This is a genomic window from Nocardioides imazamoxiresistens (assembly GCF_032378595.1).
Classification (GTDB): Bacteria; Actinomycetota; Actinomycetes; order Propionibacteriales; family Nocardioidaceae; genus Nocardioides; species Nocardioides imazamoxiresistens.
The window spans coordinates 406652-430531 of the sequence record NZ_JAVYII010000005.1 but is presented as its reverse complement, the minus strand read 5'-3'; the positions used below and the strand labels follow the sequence as shown (position 1 = coordinate 430531).

Sequence of the window (23880 nt, the reverse complement as noted above, 5' to 3'; positions counted from 1 at the left end):
CGACGGCCGGCGGGGGAGTGGTCGGATCAGCGAGCCGCGCCCTCGAGGGAGCCCTCGACCGGACCGGCGGGGTCGTAGATCAGGCAGAGGATCTCGCGGTCGTCACCCTGCTCCCAGGAGCCCTGCGTCGGGGTCAGCGGGAAGATGTCGAGCTCCGAGTCCATGTAGGCGACTCCGACGAACGTCTCGAACTCACCGACGCAGCCCTCCTCGACGGCGGCTTCGACGGCTTCGTCGCCCGGCCAGTCGTCGCCCTCCATCTCCACGACGTGGAACACCTCGTTGTCGTGCGGCTCGGCGCACGGGACGGCCGCGACGTCGCTGACCTCGTTGCCGAGGCCGTCGTCGTCGATGCAGTCGCCGAGGGCCAGGGAGAACACGTCCGCCTCGCCGGCCTCGGTCACCTCGTTGGTGTCCGCGTCGCGGGTCGCCTCCTCGTCGGAGCCGCAGCCCGCCAGCGTCGTCGCCGCCAGCAGGGCGAACCCGGCCGCCGCGATCGTCCGGTTCATGATGGTCCTGCGCACGTCTTCGCACTCCTCGTCCTGGCCCACCCCCGTGGTGGGCAACCGCCGGAGGTTACCAGCGGGATGGTGACCGGCGCGGGGGGAACGGACGGACCACCACCGGCGTGCTCCCCTTGACGACGTCGAACCGACCGCCGCCCCGCACCGACGGGCGCGGCCCGACCCCGCAGGAGCCCCCGTGCACCGCATCACGGTCCAGTACGCCCCGCCCGCCTCCGAGGCCGAGGAGGAGTTCGAGCGCCGCTACCGCGAGGAGCACGTGCCGCTGGTGCACGACCTCCCCGGGCTGGTCGGGTTCAGCCTCTCGTGGCCGCAGCCGCTCGCCGGGGAGAAACTGGTGCACCTCGTCGCGCAGCTCGACTTCGCGAGCGCGGAGGACCTCGGCGCGGCCCTGCGGTCCGAGCAGATGGCCGCGGCCGGGCGTCACGCCGCCTCGCTCGGTGTCCCGGCGACGATGTTCGCCGGCGAGGTGGAGGTCGTCGCCGGGGGCTGAGTCCCCCTCGCCCGCGCCTGTAGGTTGTGACGCGCCCCACAGGAGCGGCGCTGGTCGGCAGCGCGGCGGGGCGGGAGGGAGCGCCGTGACCGAGCCCCGGCCCGAGTCCGCGGGTGCGCCCGCGCGGCCCGGCACCGCCGTCGTCACCGGCGCGGCCGGAGGCATCGGATCCGCGCTGGTGCGTCGCCTCGTGGCCGACGGCCACCGCGTGGTCGCCACCGACCTGCCCGGCCCCGCGCTCGAGACCCTGTCCGCGGTGACCGGGGCTCACGCCGTCGCCGCCGACCTCGCCACCGAGGACGGTGTCGCGGCCGCGGTGGCCGGGGCGCAGGCGTACCTCGGCGACGTCGACCTGTGGTGCGGCAACGCGGGCGTGGAGGCCGGGCGCGGCCTGGAGACCTCCGAGGGCGACTGGGCGCTGGCGCACGACCTGAACGTGATGGCCCACGTGCGCACCGCGCGGCTGCTCGTGCCCGGCTGGGTGGAGCGCGGTCGCGGCCGCTACGTGGTCACCGCGTCGGCGGCGGGCCTGCTGACCATGCTGGGCAGCCCGGCCTACTCCGTGACGAAGCACGGCGCGGTCGCCTTCGCCGAGTGGCTCTCCGCGACCTACCGCCACACCGGCGTGGTCGTGCAGGCGGTGTGCCCGCAGGGCGTGGCGACGCGGATGTACGCCGAGGCCGGCGCCCTGCGCGACCTCCTCGGCCGCGACGCGGTGCTGACGCCCGAGCAGGTCGCGGACGCGGTCGCCGCCGCGCTGGAGCACGACGACTTCCTGGTGCTGCCGCACCCGGAGGTCGCGACCTACTACCGCGGGCGCGCCGCGGACACCCACCGCTGGCTGGCCGGGATGAACCGCGTGCAGCAGGCCCTCGAACGGGCACCCCTCGACCAGGACGGAGCCGCCGGGTGACGCAGGAGACGACCATGTGGGCGTGGCAGGTCGAGCGGCTCGGCGAGCCGCGCGACGTGATGACGCTGCGGGAGGTCCCGGTGCCGGAGCCCGGCCCCGGCCAGCTGCTCGTGCGGGTGCGCTCGACCCCGGCGAACTTCCCCGACGCGCTGATGTGCCGCGGCACCTACCAGGTCCGGCCCGACCTGCCGTTCACGCCGGGCGTCGAGCTGTGCGGCGACGTCGTCGCCGTCGGGCCCGAGCGGGGCGAGGGGGCCACCGGCGTACCGGCGTTCGCGCCCGGCGACCGGGTGCTCGGCATGGCCGTGCTGCCGCACGGCGGCTTCGCGGAGCACGCGGTGCTCGACGCGGCGGCGACGCACCGGGCGCCGGACGCGCTCGACGACGCGGCCGCGGGCGCGCTGATGATCGGCTACCAGACCGCGTGGTTCGCGCTGCACCGCCGGGCCCGTCTGCAGCCGGGCGAGACCCTGCTGGTGCACGCGGCGGCCGGGGGCGTCGGCAGCGCCGCCGTCCAGCTCGGCCGGGCGGCCGGGGCGCGGGTCGTGGCCGTGGTCGGCGGGGCGGCGAAGGCGGACGTGGCGCGCACGCTCGGCGCCGACGTCGTCGTCGACCGCACCGAGGAGGACTTCGTCGAGGTCGTCAAGCGCGAGACCGGGGGGCGGGGCGCCGACGTCGTGTTCGACCCCGTCGGCGGCCCGACCTACGCCCGTTCCACCAAGTGCGTCGCCTTCGAGGGCCGCATCGTCGTGGTCGGGTTCGCCGGCGGCGAGATCCAGCAGGCGGGTCTCAACCACGCGCTGGTGAAGAACTACTCGATCCTCGGCCTCCACTGGGGGCTGTACCAGCAGGTCGACCCGGCGGCGGTGCGCGAGTGCCACGCCGAGCTGACCCGGCTGGCGGAGGCGGGCGCGGTGCGTCCGCTGGTCTCCGAGCAGGTCCCGTCGGCGGACGTCGCCGACGCCGTCCAGCGGCTCGCCGACGGCCTCACCGTCGGCCGGGTCGCCCTCGTCGCAGGAGGAACCGATGACTGAGAGCACGTACGCCGGCCCCCGCACGTTCGCGGACGCCGCGGAGCTGCGGGCCGCGGTCGGCACGCACCTGGGGCACTCCGACTGGCACCAGGTCACCCAGGAGCAGGTGGACCTGTTCGCCGAGGCGACCGGCGACCACCAGTGGATCCACGTCGACCCGGAGCGCGCGGCGTCGGGGCCGTTCGGCGGCACCATCGCCCACGGCTACCTGACGCTCTCCCTCGTCCCGATGCTCAGCCAGCAGGTGTACGCCTTCGAGGGCCTGCGGATGGGCGTGAACTACGGCAGCGACAAGGTCCGGTTCCCCGCGCCCGTCCGCGTGGGCTCGCGGATCCGTGGCGGCGTCGAGGTCCTCTCGCTCGAGCCCGGTGGTGGTGGCGAGCGGCTGACCACGCGGGTGAGCGTGGAGGTGGAGGGTGGCGACCGGCCCGCGTGCGTCGCCGAGGTCGTGAGCGTGCTGGTGTGGTGAGCGACCCGCCCGGCCTCGACCGGGCCGTGCTCACCGCGTGGTGGCGCACCACGCTGGACGAGGGCGCGACCGCGCTGGCGCCGGGCACGGACGTGCTGGCCGCCGACCTGGTCGCGGGGGGCAAGTCGAACCTGACCTACCGGGTCGGCGACGGCGAGCGCACCTGGATCGTGCGGCGCCCGCCGCTCGGCCACGTGCTCGCGACCGCCCACGACATGCGCCGCGAGCACCGGGTGATGACCGCCCTGCGCCCGACCGCGGTGCCCGTGCCGACGACGTACGCGCTCGCGGAGGACGACGCCGTGCTGGGCGCGCCCTTCTACGTGATGGAGGACGTGGCCGGCGTCCCGTACCGCAGCGCCGCCGAGCTGGCCCCGCTCGGGCCCGAGCGGACCCGCCGGATCAGCGAGCGGCTCGTCGACACCCTGGCCGCCCTGCACGAGGTCGACCCGGCCGAGGTCGGCCTGGCGGACTTCGGTCGCCCCGAGGGCTTCCTGACCCGTCAGGTCGCGCGGTGGGGCACCCAGATGGAGCGCTCGCGGACGCGGGAGCTGCCGGCGGCCGACGAGCTGCTGCGCCGGCTCGAGGCCGGGGTGGGCGAGGCCCAGGACGACGACGCGACCGGCATCGTGCACGGCGACTTCCGGCTCGACAACGTGCTGACCGACGCCGACGACCGGCCGGCCGCCGTCATCGACTGGGAGATGGCCACGCTGGGCGACCCGCTGACCGACCTCGCGCTGCTCGTCGTCTACGGCCGCCTCGCGGGCCTCGCCCCGGCCGCGGTGGCCGACGCGACCCGCGCGCCCGGTCACCTCGACGAGGCCGAGGTGCTGGAGCGGTACGCCGCGGCGCGCGGCCTCGAGGACCGGCTGGGCACCGTGCTCGGCTTCCACCTCGGGCTCGCGTCCTACAAGCTCGCCGCCATCCTCGAGGGCATCCACCACCGCCACCAGGCCGGCCAGACCGTCGGTCCCGGCTTCGACGGCATCGGCGCCGTGGTCGGCCCGCTGCTCGACATCGGCCTCGAGGCCACCGCCCGCCCCTGACGAAGGAGACCCGATGGACTTCGCCCCCGACCCCCGCGTCGCGGAGCTGACCGCCTCGCTCGCCGACCTCGTGGCGAACCACGTCGCGCCGGCCGAGCAGCGCTTCGTCGAGGAGGTCGGCGCCCTCGAGGACCGCTGGGCCTGGTCGCGCGCGCCGGTGCTCGCGGAGCTGCGGACCGAGGCGCGTTCGCGCGGCCTGTGGAACCTGTTCCTGCCGGGCGAGGAGGGAGCGGGGCTGACGAACCTGCAGTACGCCCCGCTGGCCGAGCTCACCGGCCGCGTCGTGCGGCTCGCGCCCGCCGTCGTGAACTGCGCGGCGCCGGACACGGGCAACATGGAGGTGCTGTCGATGTTCGGCAGCCCCGAGCAGCAGGAGCGCTGGCTGGAGCCGCTGCTCGACGGTCGGATCCGCTCGGCGTTCGCGATGACGGAGCCCGGCGTGGCGTCCTCGGACGCGACCAACATCGAGACGCGGATCGTGCGCGACGGCGACGAGTACGTGATCTCGGGCCGGAAGTGGTGGATCACCGGCGCGATGAACCCGGACTGCGAGGTGTTCATCGTGATGGGCAAGACCGATCCGGAGGCGCACCGGCACCGCCAGCAGTCGATGGTGCTCGTGCCCCGCGACGCCCCCGGCGTGGAGATCGTGCGCGGCATGGAGGTCTACGGCTACGACGACCACGACCACGGCGGCCACGCCGAGATGGTGTTCCACGACGTCCGGGTGCCCGCCGCGAACCTCGTCGGCGAGGAGGGGCAGGGCTTCGCCATCGCCCAGGCGCGCCTGGGGCCGGGCCGGATTCACCACTGCATGCGCTCGATCGGTGTGGCCGAGCGCGCCATCGAGGCGATGTGCGAGCGTGCCGCCGACCGGGTCGCCTTCGGGTCCCCGCTGGCCGACAAGGGCGTCGTGCGCGACTGGATCGCGGAGTCGCGCGTACGCCTCGAGCAGCTGCGCCTGCTCGTGCTCAAGGCTGCGTGGCTGATGGACACCGTGGGCAACCGCGGCGCCCACACCGAGATCCAGGCGATCAAGATCGCCACGCCCGCCACCGTGCAGTGGATCCTCGACAAGGCCATCCAGGTGCACGGCGCCGCGGGGCTCTCGCAGGACCTGGGGCTCGCCGAGGCGTACGCCGGCATCCGCACCCTCCGGTTCGCCGACGGGCCCGACGAGGTCCACAAGGACGCCCTGGCCCGCCACGAGCTGCGCCGGCAGGCCGAGCGGCGCGCGGGCGGGGCCTGAGGGCCCGGAGGAGCAGGGGCCGTTCGGAGGTCTCAGTCCGGTACGCCCGGTACGCCCAGGACGCCGGCGCTCACGGCGACCAGCTCGTCCACGAGCTGCTCGCGGGTGAGCGGGGGGTCGGGGTCGAGGACGAAGCGCACGGTGAGCTGCTGCGCGGTCAGGACGAGCACCCAGGCGAGCCGGTCGGCCCGCTCGGCCGTGGCGGGGTGGCGCAGGCGCAGGTAGGTCGTGAGCACGTCGCGCACGCGCCGCTCGAGGGCGTCGCGGGCCGCGACGTTGCGGGCCCCGGGCAGCTCGAGCCACACGATCCGCAGCATCAGCGGGTCGCGCTCGACGGCGTCGAGCAGGGCCGTCGCCGCCGAGCGCAGCAGGTCGGGCGCCTCGGCGTCGACGTGCGCGAGCAGCGCGCCCGCGACGTCGTCGCTCATCCGGTCCACCCACTGGCGGGCCAGCACGTCGACGAGCGCGGTCTTGTCGGGGAAGTACTGGTAGAGCGAGCCCGGGCTGACCCCGGCCGCCGCGGCGACCCGGTTGGTCGAGAAGGCGTCGTAGCCCTCGGCCGCCAGCACCGCGCGAGCCGCGTCGACGATCCGCTCCACCATGGCGCGCGAGCGCGCCTGCCGCGGCTCGCGGCGCAGCGACGACGTCATGGCCGGAGTGTAGGCGAGCGGTCGCTCGTGTCCAGGTCGCTCGCGGCCGGGTCTCTTGCGCCCGGCTCGTGGTGGCGGGGGTCGGGCGCACCTGTGGGGCTCTGTCCAGGAGCGCCGACCTAGGGCCGTCGGACGAACCGGACGCTGGTGTGGCCGAGGGGATGTCGGGTGCGGCGGGTCTCGTAGCGGGGGTCGTGGACCTTGCGGTGGTGGTGTCCGCAGAGCAGTCCGGCGTCTCTCACCGTGGTGGAGCCCCCGGCGGACCAGAGGGTCCAGTGGTGGACCTGGCACTGGTGGGCCGGTCGGTCGCAGCCGTCGGTGACGCACGTCTTGTCCCGGATCGCGATGGCGAGGCGTTGCGCCTTGCTGTGGGAGCGCTGCGCTCGGCCGAGGTCCAAGACCTCGCTGGTGCCGCCGAGGACGGCGGGCACAAGGTGGGCCGAGCACGCCAGGCGGCGGGCTTCGGCGGCGCTGATCCGTCCGCCCGTGTCGAGCGTGGCCACGCCCAGGTCGCGCAGGAGGGTGTCGAGGTCGAGATTCACCACGACGGTGGCGTTCGTGCCGCCCACCTCCGGCAGGTCCCGGGAATCGAGGCCTTCGATGAGTTCGACGAACGCCTCACCGCGCCGCAACGGTGACGGGATTCCGGTCGTGAATCGGCCCGCGGGGTCGTCGGCCGCGTTCTTGTGACCCGGCGCGGCGTAGGCGTCGAGGACCTTGCTGAGCATCTCGGCGTGCAGGGTCGGCAGGATCCCGCGGATCGAGGTGCGGCCGTCGCCGAGGTCACGCAGCGTCAACGAGGCGGCAGCCATCGCGGAGCGCTCCTCGGCCGCCAGCAGCCGTGCCTCGTGGGCCTCACCGACCTCGGGCGCGACGACGTCGAGGATCCGCTTGCCGAGCTTGCGCAACGCGAGTGCGTCGAACCGGGACGCGTTGTCGACCAGCACGTCCTCGGCCCGGTCGAGGGTCATCGCGTCGACCTCGTCCGGCAGCGCATCGAGCGCGCGCACGATCGCATCGGCCTGGTCCAGCGACACGGCGCCGCCTCCGGCGGCCGCGGCCAGGCGGGCGTACCGCTCGGCCGACTGACCGACCCGCAGCACGCGGTGTGCCTCACCGCGGGTCAGCCCGGTCGCGTTCGCGAACCACACTGCGGTCGACGGGGACCCGTCCACCCGAGCGACCTGCAGCTCGTCGGCACGGGCGGCGAGCTTCGCGGTCAACGCGTCCAGCCTCGCCGAGACCTCCTGCGCAGCAACCAACGCCGACCGCGCATCCACCTCACCGAGTGTGAGCAGGCCGAGGTCCAACGCGCCATCGACCTCGTGGTCGGCGCGAGATAACGCCGCCAGCACCGGATGCCCCGATCCCGGCGAGAAGGTCCCCGTTCCCCCTGCCATGAAGCCACTCAAGCAGGACCCACCGACAGTTCCTCTCGACCGGACCGCCGCCTCAGGCCGGGCGCGCCCCGGCGTCGGTCCAGTCCAGTGCCCGGCACAGGTCGCGGCGCAGCTCCTTCGGGTGGAACGGCTTGCCGATCACGAGGTCGGCGCCGGCGGCGACGGCCTCCTGGGAGGCGCGGGTGGAGGCCCAGGCGGTGACCACGACCAGCGGACCGGTGTGGAACTCGCGCAGGCGGCGGCACAGGTCGGCTCCCGCCATGTCGGGCAGCCCGAGGTCGACGCTGACCAGGTCGGGCCGCTGGTCGCGGGCCAGCTGCAGTCCCTCGGCGCCGGTCGCGGCGCTCAGCACCTGCAGACCCGTGCGGGCGAGGGTCAGCTCGAGCAGCGCCCGGACGTCCGCGTCGTCCTCGACGAACAGGATGGACGGGACCGGACGACCCACCGGCTCGGCGCTCACGCGCCCTCCTCCGCCAGCGCCCCGGCGCCGGCGCCCGCACCGGGGGAGCGGTAGTCGCGGGGCAGGGAGACGGTCACGGTCGTCCCGACGTCCAGGCGGCTGTCGATGTGCACCGTGCCGCCGTGCTTCTCGACCAGGTAGCGGACGCTGGCCAGACCGTCGCCGTGACCGCCGTCGCCCTCCTCCGCCATCCGGCCCCGGGTGCCGAGCTCGAAGATGCTCGCCAGGTCGTCGGGGTGGATGCCGCGCCCGGAGTCGCCGACGGTGATGTCGACCGACTCCGCGCCCACCGTGGCCGCGACCCGCACGACGCCGTCGGAGTAGCGCAGCGCGTTGCCCACGAGGTTCGACAGCACCCGGATCAGGTCGACGGAGGTGGCGTAGACGGTGGCCGCGCCGAGGTCGAGCTCGACCCGGCGGACGTCGTGCAGCGCGCTGAGGTCGCCGAGGACCTGGGCGGCGGCGTCGGTGAGCCGCAGCGGGTGGGCCTGCTGGCTGTGGTCGTTCGTGCTGGCGTGGGTCACCGTGCGCAGCAGCTCGTCGAGCATGCTGGTGATGCGCACCAGCGCCAGCCCGGACCGCTCCAGCAGGGCGCCGGTCGCGGCGTGCGCCGGGTCGTCCGCGAGGTTCTCGCGCGCGACGTCGATGAAGCCGCGCGCGGCGGCCAGCGGGTTGCGCAGGTCGTGGCCGAGGGCCCGGAAGAGCTTCTGGTGCTCGATCTCGCGGAGCTTGTCCGGGGTCAGGTCGCGCGTGACCTTGAGGAACCCGGAGAGCTCGCCGTCCGGCGCGTGCAGCGCGTTGATGGAGATCTCTCCCCAGAACCGCGAGCCGTCCGCGCGTACCCGCCAGCCGACGTCGCGGGCCAGGCCGTCGCGCCGGGCCATGTCCAGCAGCATCGCCGGGCGTCCGTTGGCCCGGTCGACGTCGGTGTAGAAGGCGGTGAAGTGCCGGCCCACGATCTCCTCGGCGCGGTAGCCCTTCATCCGCACCGCGCCCAGGCTCCACGAGCGCACGACGCCCTCGGGGTCGAGGCGCACGATCGCGTGGCCCACGACCTGCTCGAGCAGCGCCTCGTGCGCCGGGAGGGCGTCGGCGGCGTCGACGACCGGCCGCAGCACCTCGCAGAAGCCGGCCTGCCCCTGCGCCAGGTCGAGCAGCAGGTGCACGTCGGCGACGCAGACCAGCGTCGAGCCGTCCGCGAGCACGCAGGCGACCTCGCCGGTCCCGCGTCCCGTGGCAAGGGCCTCGGCCCGCAGCACGTCGAGGCAGCGCGCCGCCTCCGAGCGCTCCGGGGTGAGGGGCGAGCGTCGACCGACGACCTCGTCGGCGGCCCAGCCGGTCAGCTCCTGCGCGGCGGTGGCCCACGACAGCACCCGGCCGTCGAGGGCGGTGATCACGACGGCCTCCCGGACGTTCGGACGGGCGCTCACGCGGCGCTCACCACGGTCCCCGTGAGCCGCGTGGTGGCGGACCCGACCGCCCCCGGCGCCCACGTGTTGAGATATGCGCCGACCTCCGGTCGGCGGTGGCGCGTCGTGCCGAGGCTCGGGGAGCCGTGGGTCCGGGCGGAGGGCCTCGTGCGTCCGGGCGTACCGCAGCGGAGGGTGTCGATCGAGGTCAAAGCCGATTCCTTCGTCTGTCGCCGTGTGCGCATCGCCGTGGTGGCGCGCCCGGATCGGCCTCGCTCCGCGCAGTAGGACCAGTGTGGCAGTGGTGGGTGCTTCGTGCTGCATCCTGTGATCTTCAACAAGAGTCGCACATGCTGTTGAAGTTGTCCGACGGGTCCTTTACTTTGGCTTCGGGTCACGGCGGCCGCCGTGACCAGTGCCGGTCCTGGCCGGCCGACTTCCCCGCTGCACCACCGCCCCCGTAGGTGGCGCAGCCGACGCAGCACCGTCTGGAGCTCCCCTCCTTGAGCACTCGTACGCCTGCCGACCTGGCGCGCCCGTGACGCGCCACGACGTCGTCCTCGTCGGTCGCCCCAACGTCGCCCTCCACGGGCTCGAGCACCTCGTCCGCTCGGACGACCGGCTGCGCCACCTCGCGACCCTCTCGCTCGCCGACCTCGACGTCCGCGGTGCGGACGGGAGCCTGCTCGGCGCCGCCGGCATCGACGGGCACCGCATCGGGGTCCTCGTGCTGGTCGAGCCGACGCCCAGCCAGGTCGCGACCCAGCTCGCCACCCTCGCGGCGCTCGCTCCCGGCGTACCGGTGCTCGTGGTCGTGCGGGAGGTCGAGGCCTGCGACGTCGCGAGCGTCGGCGCGGCCACCAGCTGCATCGGCAGCGACTGCGCACCCGAGGCGGTCCTGTCCGCCGTGGCCGCCACGGCGGACGCCGTCGCGGTGTTCGACCGCCGTCTGGGCGGGGTCGCGAAGATGGCGCAGGAGCTCGACCTCCTGAGCCGCATGGCCACGCTGAGCGCCCGCCACCGCGAGATCCTCGACCTCGTCTGGGCGGGCGACAGCAACCGCCGCATCGCCACCGCGATGGAGCTGTCCGAGCCCACGGTCAAGAAGTGCGTGGCCGACATCCTCGACAAGCTGGGGGTCGAGAACCGCGTGCAGGCCGCCGTCCTCGCCACCCGGCTGAAGCTGGCGGAGTACGTCGCCGGCGGCCGCCTCGTCCCGGCCGTCGCGCCGTCGGCGACGGCCCCGTTGGTGGTCACCTCGGCCGCCACGGTGGCGGCCTCCGCCGCCGCGTTCGCCGACGGGCGCTCCACCGGCGCAGCCGTCGGGGCCGTCGCCCTGGCCGAGCTCGACGCGCGCCCCCGCACCTGAGGCCCCATCGACGGCCCCTCGTCCCGGACGCCGGAAACCTCCCCGGAGCCGGGGACCAGCGCCTACCCTCCTGCCATGATGCCGAGGGTGGAACCGGTCTTCCGCTTCGAGCCGATGACCGACGTGCTCGACGTGTCGGGGTCGTTGGCGACCCCGTTGCACGCGGCCCAGCTGTGCGAGCGCCTGGCGGGCGCCACGGACGACCACACCCGCTCCGCCACGGTCGACCTCCAGCGCGTGACGTCCCTGTCGACCTACGCGCTGGCGGCCCTGGTCGGGGCTCGCGAGGCCACCCGTGCGTCCGGGGCTCGGCTCGACCTGCGCGCCCACCGCGGCTCCGCCGCCCACCGTGAGCTCACCGCCCGTGGGATCCCGCTGGTCACGGGGGCCGGCACAGCCACGCTCCCCGCGCGTACGCCCTGTCCTGCGCGCTCCGGCAGCGCCCGGCCCCGGCCCGGCGGCGGCGACTCCGGACTGCGCGGCCTGCTGGACCTCGCGATCGAGGTCGTCGGCAGCGGGATGGCGGCGATCAACCTGATCTCGGACACCCACCAGCACCAGGTCGCCGCCGTCGGCGTCGAGCCGGCGAACTGCCTGCGCTCCGACTCGATGTGCGCCGCGACGGTCGCGCACGGCTCCCCGGTGGTGCTGGCCGACGCCCGACGCGACGAGCGCTTCCACGACAACCCGTTCGTCGACGGACGGATCGCCTGGGTGCGGTTCTACGCCGCGTTCCCGATGCGGGTCTCCACCGGCCAGACGATCGGCACGCTGTGCCTGTTCGACGAGCGCGAGCGCGAGCTCACGGAGGTCCAGCGCGAGGCTCTCGCGATGCTCGCGGAGCGGGTCGTCGACGTGATCGAGCTGCGGGCCCGGTCCACCGAGGGTGGTCGCTGGGAGCACGACCCGGCGATGCCGTTGCCGGCCACCGCGCTCGTCCTGCACCTCCTGGGGCGCCAGCTGGCCTCCGTGCCGGCGGTCGCGGACCGCACGGTCGAGGGGACGCTCGCCGCCGCCGGGAGCGTCGCGGCGCAGCTGGAGGAGCTCCTGGTCGACGACGAAGCCGACGCCCCCGAGCTGCTCGGGGACGCCGGCTGAGTCAGGTCGGCCGGGTCGGGGCGGCTGGGTGACCTCGGGTCTCAGACGAGTCCCTGCTCCTCCAGCCAGTCACCGGCGATGGTCGCGGCCGGGGCCTGGTCCTCGACGCTGCGGACGTTGAGCGCGATCAGCTCCTCGGTGGTGAGCAGGGCACTGATCTCGTCGATCACCTCGGCCGCCTCGTCGGTGACACGGTCGCTGGCGAGCGGCACGACGTTGGAGGCCAGGAACAGCTCCGCCGGGTCCTCCAGCACGACGAGGTCGTCGTCGGCCAGCACGGGGCTGGCGGTGTAGATGATGGCGATCTGGACGTCGTCGTCCTTGAGCGCCTGCACGGTGAGAGGGCCGCCGCCGTCCTCGATCGGGGTGAGGCCGACCTCGACCCCGTAGCTGTCCGCCAGGCCGCGGGGACCGTTGGGGCGCGTCTCGGCCTCGGAGTTGGCGCCGAGGAGGAGGTCGACCGGCACGTCGGCGAGGTCGGCGGCCGAGGTGACGCCGTACTCCTCCGAGAACTCCCGCGTCACGACGAAGGCGTCCTGGTCGGTGGCCGGCGCGTAGTCGAGCACGCGCAGGCCGTCGGGCACGGCCTCCTCGAGCGCCGCGTACACGTCCTCGGAGGTGCGCGCCTCGGTGTCGGGCTCCCAGTACTGCAGGAGCGGGCCCGAGTACTCCGGGAACAGGTCGATGGCGCCGCTCTCGATGTCGGGCAGGTAGGTCTCGCGCTGGCCGGCGGGGAAGTCGCGCTCCACCTCGATGTCGTTCGCCTCGAGGGCCTGCGCGTAGAGCTCGGCGATGATCTCGGACGAGAAGTAGTCCTGGGCGCCGATGACGATGGTGTCCCCGTCGCCGCCCCCCGACTCCAGCGGGTCGGAGCCGCCCCCGCAGGCCGCCGCGGCGAGCAGGGTCGAGGCCAGGGCGACGGCGCCGGTGGTGCGGCGCACGCTGCGCGTTCGGGTCATGGGGTCCTCCCGGGGGTCGGGTCGGTCGTCGCGGACACGGTGTCCGTCGACGGGTCGGCGGGGACGGCGGGACCGGCGGGGTCCGCCGCGGGGGCGGTGCGGCGACCGGTGCGGCGACCCGTGCGCCGGGTGTGGCGCGGGGTCGCGGCGCGCTGGAGCAGCGAGAGCAGCACCTCGAGCACGAGGGCGAGCGCGGCGACGAGCAGGGCCGAGGCCAGCATGACGTCGTACTCCCGCGCCTTGAGGCCGCGGAAGAGCAGGCGGCCGAGGCCGACGTCGGCCGTGTACGCCGCCAGCGTGGCCGTCGCGACGACCTGCAGCGTCGCGGAGCGCAGGCCCCCGACGAGCAGGGGCGCGGCCAGCGGCAGCTCCACGCGGGTGACGACCTGGCGCTCGCTCATGCCCACCGCCCGGGCGGCGTCGACGGTGACGGGGTCGACGGACTCGACGCCCGCGTAGGCGCCGGCCAGCAGCGGCGGGACGGCGAGCACGACGAGCGCGACGACGGGGGCGGTGAGGCCGATGCCGGCCGCGAGGGCGACGAGGGTCAGGAGCCCGAGGGTGGGCACGGCGCGGGCCGCGCTGGCGGCCACGACGACGAGTCCGCGGCCGCGGCCGGTGTGGCCGACGAGCACGCCAAGCGGCACGGCCACCAGCGCCGCGATCCCGACGACCAGCGCGGAGACGACGAGGTGCTCCAGCAGGCGACGGGCCACGCCGCCGGAGCCCGACCAGTTCGCGCCGTCGCCGAGCCAGGACAGGGCCTCGAGGAAGAGGTTCACGACGCCGCCCCCGTCGGTCGCACGGCGCGGGTCCACGGCATGGCGAGGCGGCCCACGAGCACGCACAGCTGGTCGAGCAGCACCGCCAGCGCCACGATCAGCACGAGACCGGTGACCACCTCGGCCTGGATGCCGCGCTGGAAGCCGTCGGTGAACAACGTGCCGAGGCTGCGGATGCCGATCACGGCCCCGACGCTGACGAGGCTGACCGTGCTGACCACGACGACCCTCAGGCCGGCGAGCAGGACGGGACCGGCCAGGGGCAGCTCGACGCGCCAGAACGCCGACCACCGGGCGTACCCGACGGCGGTCGCCGCGTCGCGCGCGCTCGCGGGCACCGACGCGAAGGCGTCGGCGGCGGAGCGCACCATCACCGCGACGCCGTAGACGGTCAGCACGATCACCATGGTCGCGGCCGAGCGCAGCGGCGTGCCGGCCAGCACGGGCACGATGATGAACAGCGGCAGCGAGGGAATGGCGTAGAGGAGGCCGACGCCGACGAGCAGCGGACCGCGGACGCGGGCGACGTGGTGGGCCGTCCAGCCGAGCGGCACCGCGATCAGCAGGCTGGCCAGGACGGCGGGGACGCTGAGGGCCAGGTGGGCGAGCGTCAGCTCGACCACCAGCTCCCAGCTCTGCGAGAGCCACTTCACGCGTCGAGCACCCCCAGCGGTCGGCCGCCGGCGTCGACGACCACGCGGACGTCGCCCTCGGTGCGCACCTGCAGGCGTCGCTTCGCGGAGCGCAGGCCGACGAAGTCGGCGACGAAGTCGTCGGCGGGCGAGGTGAGGATCTCGGTGGGCGTGCCGGCCTGGGCGACCTCGCCGCCCGCGCGCAGGATCACGACCAGGTCGCCGAGGGCGAAGGCCTCGTCGACGTCGTGGGTCACGAAGAGCACGGTCTTGCCGAGCTCGGCCTGCAGCCGGCGCAGCTCGACCTGCAGGTCGGCGCGCACGATCGGGTCGACCGCGCCGAACGGCTCGTCCATCAGCAGGATGTTCGGGTCGGCGCCGAGGGCGCGGGCGACGCCGACACGCTGCTGCTGCCCGCCCGAGAGCTGAGCGGGGTAGCGACGGCCCAGCGCGGGGTCGAGGCCGACCAGCTCGAGCAGCTCGGCGGCGCGGCGCTCGGCGTCGCGGCGGCTCGAGCCGAGCAGGCGCGGCACCGTGGCGACGTTGTCGACGACCGTGCGGTGGGGGAGCAGCCCGCCGGACTGCAGGACGTACCCGATGGAGCGGCGCAGCTCGACGGGGTCGCGGCCGCGGACGTCCTCGCCGTCGACGAGCACCGAGCCCGAGGTGGGGTCGACCATGCGGTTGACCATCCGCAGCAGCGTGGTCTTGCCGCAGCCCGAGGACCCGAGCAGCACGACGGTGCGGTGCGCCGGGACCACCAGGTCGAGGTCGCGCACGGCCACGGTGCCGTCGGCGTACTCCTTGCGGACGGAGCGGAACTCGATCACCGAGGCCTCCTCGTGGGGGCACGGTGCCTCCCGTTCGACCGCTCATCCTGACAGGGGGACCCCAAGGCCGGCGGAAGGCGTTCGGTGCGTGGTCGTGCACCGGGGGGCGACGGACGCCCCGGTCAGCGCCTCAGCATCAGCGGCAGGACGGCGCGCACCTCGCGCCGCAGGTCGCCGAGCGGGTCCGCCGCGTCGCCGTTGAGGTGACCGAGGAGGCCCTGCTGGAAGATCCCGTCGAGCACGCCGTACGCCGCGTGCGCGGCCACCGCGGGCTCGGCGCCGGCCAGCTCGGCGTAGCGGGTCACGACCCGCCAGATCATCTCCTCGAGGGTGCGGTCGATCTGGCCCACCGCCTCGCGCAGGGACTCCTCGAACATGCTCTGGGCCCGCAGGTCGTACCAGAGCCGGTGCATCGGAGCCTCGTCCTCGATGGTCTCGACGAGCTTCTCGGCGAAGGCGTCGAGCAGCTCGGCGGCCGTGCCCGACGCGGCGACGACGCCGTCGTAGCGCGTCACGCACGTCTCCTTGTACATCCGCACGCCGAAGACGATCAGCTCGAGCTTGTCGGCGAAGTAGTAGTGCACGACGCCGTGGCTGAACTCGGAGTTGTTCGCGATCTCGCGCAGCGAGGCCTTGGCGTAGCCGAGCTCGCCGAGGGTGCGCAGGGCCGACTCGGCGAGCGCGCGCCGACGCACGTCGTGCTTGTCGGCCGGCGCCACGCGTGTGGTCGTCGCTGCCATCGCCCCTCCTCCGGTCCGGGCCCAGCGTAGACCTGTGCGCCCCGCAGCGGCGAGACGTCTCGTGACAGTCGTCAAGAGAAGTCTTGACAGTCGTCAAGGAAACGGTCCAGTGTGACGGGCATCACCCATCTCGACGAAGGAGTCGGACCATGACCGGACAGGACCTCGACGGGCGCGTGGCGCTCGTGACGGGCGGCGCGCAGGGACTCGGCGAGGGGATGGCGCACGCGCTGGCCGCCGCCGGGGCGAAGGTCGTCGTCGCCGACGTCCAGACCGACGCCGGCGCCAAGGTCGCCGAGGCCGTCGGCGGCGTGTTCGTCGAGATCGACGTCACCGACGACGCCTCCTGGGAGGCCGGGATCGCCTCCGCCGTGCAGCAGGCCGGCGGGCTCGACGTCGTCGTCAACAACGCCGGCGTGGAGATCACCAGCCTGCTCGTCGACCTCGAGCCGGAGCAGGCGCGCACGATGCTGGACGTCAACGTCCTGGGCACGGCCCTCGGGATCAAGCACGCCTTCCGGGCCATGCGCCCCGACGGCGCAGCGGGCCGCGGAGGGGTCGTGGTCAACGTCGCGTCGGTCGCCGCGACGATCGCGTTCCCCGCCATCTCCGTCTACTCGGCGACGAAGTCGGCCGTCGACCGCCTGACCCGCGTCGCGGCGATGGAGAGCGGCAAGCTCGGCTACGGCGTGCGCGTCAACTGCGTCTACCCCGGTCTGGTGCCCAACGAGATGGGCGCCAACCTCGCCGGCGACGTCGCGCGGATCGGGCTGTTCGCCTCGCCCGACGAGGCCGTCGCCGCGGTCGTCGACCTGACCCCGTCGGGCCGTCTCGCCAGCACCGAGGACATCGCCCGCGCCGTGGTCTTCCTCGCCTCCGACCAGGCCGCGTTCGTCAACGGCGCCGGTCTGCCCGTCGACGGCGGCATGGGCATGTGACCGGCTCGCCGCCCGCGCCCCCGACCAGCCCGCACCCCACCTCCAGGAGCCACCCATGAGCACCAAGCCCGTCGTCGTCTACGGCGCCTCCGGCTACACCGGCCGCCTCGTCTGCGAGTACCTGCGCGAGTACGGCATCCCCTTCGTCGCGGCCGGCCGCGACGCCGCGAAGATCAAGGCCTCGATGGAGGCGAACGTCCCCGGCATCGAGACCGCCGACTACGAGATCGTCGAGGTCGAGCACGAGGTCGGCGCCCTCACCGAGCTGTTCCGCGGCGCCAGCGTCGTGTCGAACATGGTCGGCCCGTTCAGCAAGTACGGCCCCGAGGTGGTCGAGGCCTGCCTCGCCGCGGGCACGCACTACCTCGACACCACCGGCGAGCAGGACTGGCTGATCACCTGCGACGAGAGGTACGGCGCCGACTTCGCCGCCGCGGGCCTCCTGCTGTCCCCGGGCGTGGCGCACATGTACACCACCGGCGAGATCGCCGCCGAGCTGTGCCTCGAGCAGCCGGGCCTCGACACCCTCGACATCGCCGTGTTCTGGGGCGGCTCCCCGACGATCGCGTCGACGCTCACGATCCTGGTCAACGCCGCCACCTCGAAGGCGTACCACCTGCAGCAGAACTCCTACGTCGAGTTCGCCCCCGACCAGGGCCTGATGCCGTTGGTCGTCCCCGGCCAGCACGAGCTCGCGCAGTCGCTGCCGTGGGGCGGCACGTCCCACCCGGTCTGGTACCGCCGCGACCCCCGGGTCGCGAGCGTCAAGGCGCAGGGCGGCGTGTTCAACCCGGCGCTGATGACGGGAGTGCCGCAGATCGTGGCCCAGGCGCTGGAGGCGACGAAGGACATGAGCCCGCAGGACCGCGACGCCGCGCTGACCGAGGTCGCCGCCCAGGTGATGAACGTGATGCCGCCGCGCGAGAACCCCCGCCTCAACAAGTCCCTCGACTCGGTGCACGCCTCGGGGCCGCTGGGCCGGGCGCACTGCGTGATCCACGGCAACCAGAACTACAAGCAGACCGGGCTGCTGCAGGCGTACGTCGCCCACTCCCTGCTGCAGCAGCCGCCCCGCCGCGTCGGGTTCGCCTCGGCGTCGCAGGCGGTCGGTCACCGCGAGCTGCTCGGCCAGCTGCAGGCGTTCGGCCTCGTCGGCGAGCCGGTGATCACCCGGCAGGGCCGCTGATGCGACTGGTCGACATGCTCGACAAGGGGGCCTCGGTGTCCGGCGGGGCCCCCTGCCTCGAGTGCGACGGGGAGGTGAGGACGTACGCCGACGTGCTCGCCCTCACCGCCCGCATCGCCTCCGCCCTCGTCGTGGCGGGAGTGCGACCGGGCGACAAGGTCGCCGTGCTGTCGGCCAACGACCCGACCGCGTTCACCTGCGTCTTCGGGATCAGCCGGGCCGGCGCGGTGTGGTGCCCGGTGAACCCCCGCAACGAGGCCGCGGAGAACCGGGACCTGCTCGAGCTCTCCGAGTGCTCGGTCCTGGTCTTCCAGGCCTCGTTCGCGCCGCTCGTCGAGGCGATCCGGGGCGACCTGCCGGGGCTGCGCACCCTCGTGTGCCTCGACGCCGGGGCCGGGGAGGAGGTCGCCGGGGCCACCGCCTGGCACGACTTCCTCGCGGCGGGCGAGGAGCTGGACGAGGTGGTGGACCGGGCGGCCGTCGACGACGTCGCGATGATCGTCGGCACCGGCGGCACCACGGGTCGGCCCAAGGGCGTCGTGCTCACCGGCACCAACCTGGAGACGATGACGGCGCTGACCCTGATGAGCTACCCGTGGCCGGCCGAGCGCCCGCCGACGTACCTCGCACTGGCGCCGCTGACCCACGCCGCCGGGGTGCTGTGCTTCCCCGTGCTGTGCCGCGGCGGGCAGGTCGTGGTGATGCGCAGCCCCGACGTCGGGGGTTTCCTCGACCGGGTGGAGCGGCACCGCGTGACGCACACGTTCCTGCCGCCGACGCTGGTCTACATGGTGCTCGACCACCCGTCGCTGGACGGTCGGGACCTGTCGAGCCTGGAGTGCTTCTGGTACGGCGCCGCCCCGATGTCCACGAGCCGGCTCGAGGAGGCGCTGACCCGTATCGGGCCGGTGATGGCGCAGCTGTTCGGGCAGACCGAGGCGCCGATGATGGTCTCCACGATGGCCCCTGCCGACCACTTCGCGGCGGACGGCTCGGTGGCGCGGGAGCGGCTCGGGTCGGCCGGCCGGCCCTCCGCGCTGACCACGGTCGCGATCATGGCCGACGACGGGACGCTGCTGGGGCGCGGCGAGCGCGGCGAGATCGTGGTGCGCGGCTCCCTGGTGATGCGGGGCTACCACCGCGACCCCGACGCGACCGCTGCCGCCTCGGCGCACGGCTGGCACCACACCGGCGACATCGGCTACCTCGACGACGACGGCTTCCTGTTCATCGTCGACCGGGCCAAGGACATGGTGATCACCGGCGGCTTCAACGTGTACTCCACCGAGGTCGAGCAGGCCGTGATGGCGCACCCCGCCGTCGCCGACTGCGCGGCGGTGGGCCTGCCCGACGAGAAGTGGGGCGAACGGCTGACGGTCGTCGTGCAGCTGCGGCCCGGCGCCGACCTCGACGCCGCCGAGCTGCAGCAGTTCGTCAAGGCGCGCATCGGCAGCGTCAAGACGCCCAAGCAGGTGGAGGTCTGGCCCGACCTGCCCCGCTCGAAGGTCGGCAAGGTGCTCAAGACCGAGATCAAGGCGCAGCTCGCCGGATGACCGGTCCGGGCGTCGACTTCGTGACGTAGTCCGGCACTTGGACCCTGTTCAAACGGGGTCCAAGTGCCGGACTACCCGGTTAACCGGGTACTCCAGCGGCCCGCGCCCGCTCCGCGACGTCGCGCCAGGTCCGGCCGGTGGCGGCGGCGACGGCGACGACGTCGTCGTGCTCCGGCTTGGCGCCCCAGGGCCCGTGCTTGACGCGCACGACGTGCCCGTCGACGTCGACCTCGGTCCAGGTGCGGGGCACCGAGGAGCGGACCACGGAGGTCGAGCGCACCCCGAGCGTGCCGGTCTCGCGCAGCAGCCACGCGGTCCAGCGGTCCACGCCGTCGGCGTCGACGAGCAGCGCGAGCGTGTGGGCCGGGCGGCCCTTCTTCATCACGACCGGCGTGGCCCAGGCGTCACGGGCGCCGCCGGCGAGGGCCGCGCCGACGAGGTGGCCGAGCAGCTCGCCGGTGACGTCGTCGAGGTTGGTCTCGAGGTGGACCAGGGTCTCGACGGTGCGGTCAGCCGAGATGCCCGGTACGCCCGGGCCACCGGCGCCGACGCCCGTGCCGACCGGCTCGCCGATCACGACCTGCAGCACGTTGGGCCGGCCGGGGAACCGCTTCGTCCCGGCGCCGCGGCCGACGGCCCGCACGGTCATCGCCGGCGGCGGGTCGAACCGCGTGCCGACCGCCTGCACCAGCGCCGCGCCGGTCGGCGTGACGGTCTCGCCCGCGACGTCGATGCCGACGGTCGCGGCGCCGACGAGCAGCTGGGCGGTCGCCGGCGCCGGGGCGGGAAGCACGCCGTGCGCGGTCCGCACGCTGCCGGAGCCGAGGCCCAGCGGCGCCGAGTGCACCGCGGTCACTCCGAGGGAGTGCAGCGCGGCCGCCACGCCGACGGTGTCGACGACGGTGTCGTGGCCCCCGATCTCGTGGAGCACGACGTGGGCCGGGTCCTTGTCGTGCAGCGCACCCTCGACCTCGGCGATCGCGCTGACGGCTCGCGCCGCGACCTCGCCGACCGACGCGGGCTCGGCGTGCCGCACGAGGTCGAGCACGGTGGCGGCCCGGCGGTGCGTGGCGTCGTCCTCGACCCCGACCACCGCCTTGGTCGCGCGGATCCCGTCGACCACGACCCGCTCGGTGGTGAGGCTCCACCCGGTCAGCCCGGTGGCGGCGACCGCGGCGCGTACCTGCTCGAGGTCCGCCCCGGCGTCCAGCAGGGCGCCGAGCAGCATGTCGCCCGACAGGCCGCTGCTGGGCTGCAGCCAGCAGATCACGGGGTCTCCCGCGCGGCGCGGCGGGCGTACGAGGTCGCGATCCGGTGGGCGGCCATCGCCGCGGAGAAGCCGCCGTCGATGTTGACGACCGTGAGCCCGGCGGCGCACGACGTCGTCATGGCCAGCAGCGCCGTCATGCCGTCGAGCGCGGCGCCGTAGCCCGTCGACGTCGGCACGGCGACCACCGGAGCCGCGACGAGGCCGCCCAGCACGCTCGCCAGCGCACCCTCCATGCCGGCGACCGCGACGACGACGTCGGCGGTCTCGATCAGGGGCAGCGTGTCGAGCAGCCGGTGGATCGCGGCGACGCCCACGTCGCGCACGTCGATCACCTCGAGCCCGATGGCGGAGGCCACCGCGACGACCTCGTCGGCGACGGGGCCGTCCGAGGTCCCGGCCGTCACGACGGCGACGCGGGTGCCGCGGTCCGTGGGTGCGGGTCGCCAGGTGCACACGCGGGCCGAGGCGTCGTACGCACCGTCGGGCACCGCCGCCAGCACCGTCGCGGCGGCCTCGGCGTCGATCCGCGTGACCAGCACCGGCCCTGTGTTCGCCTCCAGCAGGGTGCGCACGATGCCGACGACCTGCTCGGGCCGCTTGCCCGGTCCGTACACGACCTCGGGCACCCCCTGGCGCGCCTGCCGGTGGGTGTCGACGCGGGCGTAGCCCAGGTCCTCGTAGCCGCTCGACCCGGCGGGGACCGTGGCGCTCACGAGCGCACGTCCACGATCCGCAGCAGCGCGTTCATCGACCCGCTCTGCAGGCCCTCGAGGTCGACGGACGCGAACGTGAAGCCCGCCGCCCTGACCGCCCGGGCGATCGTCTCCCGCTCGGCGACGACCCGGTCGAGGTCGGCCGGCGGCACCTCGATGCGCGCCACGGTGCCGCGGGCGTGGGAGCGCACGCGCAGCCGCTCGAGACCCAGGTCGGCGAGCGCCGCCTCGGCGTCCTCGACCGCGCGGACGGCCTCGGGGGTGACCGGGTCGCCGTACGCGATCCGCGACGACAGGCACGCGGCCGCAGGCTTCTCCGCGACCGCGATGCCCCGGGCGGCGGCCGCGGCGCGGACGTCGGCCTTGGTCAGGCCCGCGTCGACCATCGGCGCGATCGCGCCGCGCACCTTGGCGGCCGCCAGGCCAGGGCGGTGGTCGCCGAGGTCGTCCAGGTTGGTGCCGAGCGCGACGGGGGCGTCGAGCAGCCGGCTCAACGGCGTGAACGCGTCGAACAGCGCCGACTTGCAGTGGAAGCAGCGGTCACCGGCGTTGGCGACGTACTCCGGCCGGTCGAACTCGTCGGTGGCGACCTCGACGTGGCGCACCCCGTGGGTACGCATCAGCTCGCGCGCCGCCGTCCGCTCCCGCGCCGCGAGGCTCGCCGAGACGGCGGTGACCGCCACGGCGCCCTCCCCGAGCACGTCGGCCGCGACGACGGCGAGCAGCGCGGAGTCGACGCCGCCCGAGAGGGCGACGACGAGGCGCTCCTCCCGCGCGAGACGCTCGCGCAGCCGCGCCAGCGGAGCGCGGTCGTCCTCGGCGAGGGGCTCGGCGGTCTCGACCGCCCGCGCGCTCACGCGCCCACCGTCGCGGCGACGTAGGGGATCGTCTGCGGGCCCTCGGGCAGCACGCACACCCGGGCGTCCGGCCCGATCCGCTCGCAGATCTCGCGCACGGTCGCGCCGATGTCGTCGGTCTGGCGCAGGTGCGCCTCGGCGAGCTGCTCGTCGCTGAGGAACGAGGTGTGCATGACGACCTCGACCTGGCTCTGGATCTTGGCCTGGATCTGCACCTGCCACTGGTCGGGCACGGTCTCGGTGCGGGCCGAGATGTCGTCGAACAGCTCCTGCGGGGAGCCGGCGGAGGCCAGCACCTCGCGGTACGACCCGTGGTCGGGGAACCCGTCGCGGCACTCGGCGGCGCAGATGATGGTGCCGCCCGGCTTGACCACGGTGAACGCGGCCGACATGCCCTTCACAGCCTGGTAGAGGTTCTGGTCGAGCGGGTAGCCGGAGTTCGTCGTCACGACGACGTCGAACGGGGCGTCGACCTCGCGCATCGCGATCTCCCGGGCCGCCTCGCGCGCGGCCTCGTGCATCGGCAGGATGTCGCCGCAGAAGGCCCGCACGATCTCGTGGTCGCGGTTGAGGATGACGTCGAAGGCGAACGTGACGTCGGTGGCCGCGGCGATCGCACGGACGTCGTCGTGCACGGGGTTGCCCTCGATGACGCCCCAGGTGGCCCGCGGGTCGCCGATCCGGGCGGCGTCGTGCAGGGTCAGCACGGTCTCGAGCGCCGCGAGGCCGGGCGCGACGAGCTTCGGGCCGCCGCTGAAGCCGGCGAAGAAGTGCGGCTCGACGAAGCCCGTCGTGATCCGCACGTCGGCCTCCACCCACAGGGTGTTCAGCCAGACCGGGACCCCGGCGCCCAGCTCGCCGACCCAGGTCAGCGAGTCGCGGTCGCGGGCGTCGTGGTTGACGATGCGCAGCAGGTCGGCCAGCTCGTCGCCCACCATCGCGCGGATCTCCGCCTCGGTGTTGCCGCGGTGTGTGCCGGTCGCGACCAGCACGGTCACGTCGGACGGGTCCACGAGGCCCTCGAGCTCCTCGAGGATCGCGGGCAGCATCAGGTGCCGCGGCTGCGGCCGGGTGCTGTCGCACATCGAGATGGCCACCGTCTGCCCGGGCCGCACGCGGTCGCGCAGGCGGGGGCCGGACACGGGGGTGGCCAGCACCTCGCGCAGGTACGCCGCCTGGTCGGGCGCACCGGGGTGGAACGAGGGCTCGACGACCGTCGTGCCCTCCGGCAGGTCGACGCTCAGGCGGGTCTCGCCGTAGGCCAGGGTGACGTCCATGCTTCTTCTCCGTCGGTGGGGGAGCG

General features: G+C 74.4%; 25 protein-coding genes. 11 read left to right on the top strand and 14 right to left on the bottom strand.

What is annotated here, in order from left to right:
• Positions 1-26 precede the first annotated feature (26 nt).
• On the bottom strand, positions 27-524 hold the full coding sequence (locus tag RDV89_RS13600) for a septum formation family protein (RefSeq protein ID WP_315733593.1): 498 nt from the start codon (positions 522-524) through the stop codon (positions 27-29).
• A 178-nt stretch (positions 525-702) separates the two neighbouring features.
• Here RDV89_RS13600 and RDV89_RS13595 point away from each other — a divergent pair, with 178 nt between their 5' ends.
• The 6 genes from RDV89_RS13595 (at position 703) to RDV89_RS13570 (ending at position 5731) form a co-directional block, all read left to right on the top strand.
• Entirely contained in the window at positions 703-1017 is a 315-nt protein-coding gene (locus RDV89_RS13595; protein ID WP_315733592.1) for an EthD family reductase, read from the top strand.
• 85 nt (positions 1018-1102) lie between these two features.
• Entirely contained in the window at positions 1103-1930 is an 828-nt protein-coding gene (locus tag RDV89_RS13590; RefSeq protein WP_315733591.1) for an SDR family NAD(P)-dependent oxidoreductase, read from the top strand.
• Positions 1927-2964, top strand: coding sequence for an NADPH:quinone oxidoreductase family protein (locus RDV89_RS13585; protein WP_315733590.1), 1038 nt, complete (start codon positions 1927-1929; stop codon positions 2962-2964). Before RDV89_RS13590 ends, RDV89_RS13585 begins: the two co-directional genes overlap by 4 nt.
• Complete coding sequence (locus RDV89_RS13580) at positions 2957-3433, top strand: MaoC family dehydratase (protein WP_315733589.1); 477 nt, start codon at positions 2957-2959, stop codon at positions 3431-3433. The genes RDV89_RS13585 and RDV89_RS13580 overlap by 8 nt, the downstream gene beginning before the upstream one ends.
• Entirely contained in the window at positions 3430-4482 is a 1053-nt protein-coding gene (locus RDV89_RS13575) for a phosphotransferase family protein (RefSeq protein ID WP_315733588.1), read from the top strand. The genes RDV89_RS13580 and RDV89_RS13575 overlap by 4 nt, the downstream gene beginning before the upstream one ends.
• Before the next feature lie 13 nt (positions 4483-4495).
• Complete coding sequence (locus tag RDV89_RS13570; protein WP_315733587.1) at positions 4496-5731, top strand: acyl-CoA dehydrogenase family protein; 1236 nt, start codon at positions 4496-4498, stop codon at positions 5729-5731.
• 32 nt (positions 5732-5763) lie between these two features.
• Here the strand turns inward: RDV89_RS13570 and RDV89_RS13565 are convergent, their stop codons facing one another.
• The 4 genes from RDV89_RS13565 to RDV89_RS13550 all read right to left on the bottom strand — a co-directional run bounded on the left by RDV89_RS13565 (position 5764) and on the right by RDV89_RS13550 (position 9671).
• Positions 5764-6381, bottom strand: a complete 618-nt coding sequence (locus tag RDV89_RS13565) for a TetR/AcrR family transcriptional regulator (RefSeq protein ID WP_315733586.1) — start codon at positions 6379-6381, stop codon at positions 5764-5766.
• A 119-nt stretch (positions 6382-6500) separates the two neighbouring features.
• On the bottom strand, positions 6501-7781 hold the full coding sequence (locus tag RDV89_RS13560) for an HNH endonuclease signature motif containing protein (RefSeq protein WP_315733585.1): 1281 nt from the start codon (positions 7779-7781) through the stop codon (positions 6501-6503).
• A gap of 52 nt (positions 7782-7833) precedes the next feature.
• Positions 7834-8241 (bottom strand): response regulator transcription factor, encoded by a 408-nt coding sequence (locus RDV89_RS13555; RefSeq protein ID WP_315733584.1) that lies wholly within the window; start codon positions 8239-8241, stop codon positions 7834-7836.
• Entirely contained in the window at positions 8238-9671 is a 1434-nt protein-coding gene (locus RDV89_RS13550; RefSeq protein ID WP_315733583.1) for a sensor histidine kinase, read from the bottom strand. Before RDV89_RS13550 ends, RDV89_RS13555 begins: the two co-directional genes overlap by 4 nt.
• 517 nt (positions 9672-10188) lie before the next feature.
• Between RDV89_RS13550 and RDV89_RS13545 the strand changes: the two genes are divergently transcribed.
• Both RDV89_RS13545 and RDV89_RS13540 read left to right on the top strand, forming a co-directional pair.
• Positions 10189-11019, top strand: coding sequence for a LuxR C-terminal-related transcriptional regulator (locus tag RDV89_RS13545; RefSeq protein WP_315733582.1), 831 nt, complete (start codon positions 10189-10191; stop codon positions 11017-11019).
• 75 nt (positions 11020-11094) lie between these two features.
• Entirely contained in the window at positions 11095-12117 is a 1023-nt protein-coding gene (locus tag RDV89_RS13540; protein WP_315733581.1) for a GAF domain-containing protein, read from the top strand.
• 41 nt (positions 12118-12158) lie between these two features.
• Here the strand turns inward: RDV89_RS13540 and RDV89_RS13535 are convergent, their stop codons facing one another.
• The 5 genes from RDV89_RS13535 to RDV89_RS13515 form a co-directional block, all read right to left on the bottom strand.
• Positions 12159-13076, bottom strand: a complete 918-nt coding sequence (locus RDV89_RS13535) for an ABC transporter substrate-binding protein (protein ID WP_315733580.1) — start codon at positions 13074-13076, stop codon at positions 12159-12161.
• Positions 13073-13858, bottom strand: coding sequence for an ABC transporter permease (locus RDV89_RS13530; RefSeq protein ID WP_315733579.1), 786 nt, complete (start codon positions 13856-13858; stop codon positions 13073-13075). Before RDV89_RS13530 ends, RDV89_RS13535 begins: the two co-directional genes overlap by 4 nt.
• Entirely contained in the window at positions 13855-14511 is a 657-nt protein-coding gene (locus RDV89_RS13525) for an ABC transporter permease (protein ID WP_315733578.1), read from the bottom strand. The genes RDV89_RS13530 and RDV89_RS13525 overlap by 4 nt, the downstream gene beginning before the upstream one ends.
• Positions 14508-15320, bottom strand: a complete 813-nt coding sequence (locus RDV89_RS13520) for an ABC transporter ATP-binding protein (RefSeq protein WP_315733577.1) — start codon at positions 15318-15320, stop codon at positions 14508-14510. The genes RDV89_RS13525 and RDV89_RS13520 overlap by 4 nt, the downstream gene beginning before the upstream one ends.
• 122 nt (positions 15321-15442) lie before the next feature.
• On the bottom strand, positions 15443-16060 hold the full coding sequence (locus tag RDV89_RS13515) for a TetR/AcrR family transcriptional regulator (protein WP_315733576.1): 618 nt from the start codon (positions 16058-16060) through the stop codon (positions 15443-15445).
• Positions 16061-16209: 149 nt separating this feature from the next.
• Here RDV89_RS13515 and RDV89_RS13510 point away from each other — a divergent pair, with 149 nt between their 5' ends.
• The 3 genes from RDV89_RS13510 to RDV89_RS13500 are packed head-to-tail and all read left to right on the top strand — an operon-like array spanning position 16210 to position 19737.
• A complete protein-coding gene (locus RDV89_RS13510; RefSeq protein WP_315733575.1) occupies positions 16210-16998 on the top strand; it encodes an SDR family NAD(P)-dependent oxidoreductase in 789 nt (262 codons plus the stop codon).
• Positions 16999-17053: 55 nt separating this feature from the next.
• Positions 17054-18184 carry a DUF5938 domain-containing protein gene (locus RDV89_RS13505; protein ID WP_315733574.1) on the top strand — a complete coding sequence of 377 codons (1131 nt, stop codon included), beginning with the start codon at positions 17054-17056 and terminating at the stop codon, positions 18182-18184.
• A complete protein-coding gene (locus RDV89_RS13500) occupies positions 18184-19737 on the top strand; it encodes an acyl-CoA synthetase (protein WP_315733573.1) in 1554 nt (517 codons plus the stop codon). Before RDV89_RS13505 ends, RDV89_RS13500 begins: the two co-directional genes overlap by 1 nt.
• A 79-nt stretch (positions 19738-19816) precedes the next feature.
• Here RDV89_RS13500 and larC read toward each other — a convergent pair whose 3' ends face one another.
• From larC to larA, 4 genes are read right to left on the bottom strand one after another with little or no spacing between them, the layout of a single operon-like run.
• Entirely contained in the window at positions 19817-21007 is a 1191-nt protein-coding gene (gene larC / locus RDV89_RS13495; RefSeq protein WP_315733572.1) for a nickel pincer cofactor biosynthesis protein LarC, read from the bottom strand.
• Complete coding sequence (gene larB, locus RDV89_RS13490) at positions 21004-21720, bottom strand: nickel pincer cofactor biosynthesis protein LarB (RefSeq protein ID WP_315733571.1); 717 nt, start codon at positions 21718-21720, stop codon at positions 21004-21006. The genes larC and larB overlap by 4 nt, the downstream gene beginning before the upstream one ends.
• Positions 21717-22577, bottom strand: coding sequence for an ATP-dependent sacrificial sulfur transferase LarE (larE, locus tag RDV89_RS13485; protein WP_315733570.1), 861 nt, complete (start codon positions 22575-22577; stop codon positions 21717-21719). The genes larB and larE overlap by 4 nt, the downstream gene beginning before the upstream one ends.
• Complete coding sequence (gene larA, locus RDV89_RS13480; protein WP_315733569.1) at positions 22574-23854, bottom strand: nickel-dependent lactate racemase; 1281 nt, start codon at positions 23852-23854, stop codon at positions 22574-22576. The genes larE and larA overlap by 4 nt, the downstream gene beginning before the upstream one ends.
• Positions 23855-23880 lie beyond the last annotated feature (26 nt).

Excerpts from the sequence above, each read along its gene's own strand:
- RDV89_RS13505 (WP_315733574.1), top strand. The coding sequence starts at position 17,054 with ATGAGCACCAAGCCCGTCGTCGTCTACGGCGCCTCCGGCTACACCGGC.
- RDV89_RS13515 (WP_315733576.1), bottom strand. The coding sequence starts at position 16,060 with ATGGCAGCGACGACCACACGCGTGGCGCCGGCCGACAAGCACGACGTG.
- RDV89_RS13580 (WP_315733589.1), top strand. The coding sequence starts at position 2,957 with ATGACTGAGAGCACGTACGCCGGCCCCCGCACGTTCGCGGACGCCGCG.
- larA (WP_315733569.1), bottom strand. The coding sequence starts at position 23,854 with ATGGACGTCACCCTGGCCTACGGCGAGACCCGCCTGAGCGTCGACCTG.
- RDV89_RS13565 (WP_315733586.1), bottom strand. The coding sequence starts at position 6,381 with ATGACGTCGTCGCTGCGCCGCGAGCCGCGGCAGGCGCGCTCGCGCGCC.
- RDV89_RS13510 (WP_315733575.1), top strand. The coding sequence starts at position 16,210 with ATGACCGGACAGGACCTCGACGGGCGCGTGGCGCTCGTGACGGGCGGC.
- RDV89_RS13570 (WP_315733587.1), top strand. The coding sequence starts at position 4,496 with ATGGACTTCGCCCCCGACCCCCGCGTCGCGGAGCTGACCGCCTCGCTC.
- RDV89_RS13500 (WP_315733573.1), top strand. The coding sequence starts at position 18,184 with ATGCGACTGGTCGACATGCTCGACAAGGGGGCCTCGGTGTCCGGCGGG.
- RDV89_RS13540 (WP_315733581.1), top strand. The coding sequence starts at position 11,095 with ATGATGCCGAGGGTGGAACCGGTCTTCCGCTTCGAGCCGATGACCGAC.
- RDV89_RS13535 (WP_315733580.1), bottom strand. The coding sequence starts at position 13,076 with ATGACCCGAACGCGCAGCGTGCGCCGCACCACCGGCGCCGTCGCCCTG.
- RDV89_RS13560 (WP_315733585.1), bottom strand. The coding sequence starts at position 7,781 with ATGGCAGGGGGAACGGGGACCTTCTCGCCGGGATCGGGGCATCCGGTG.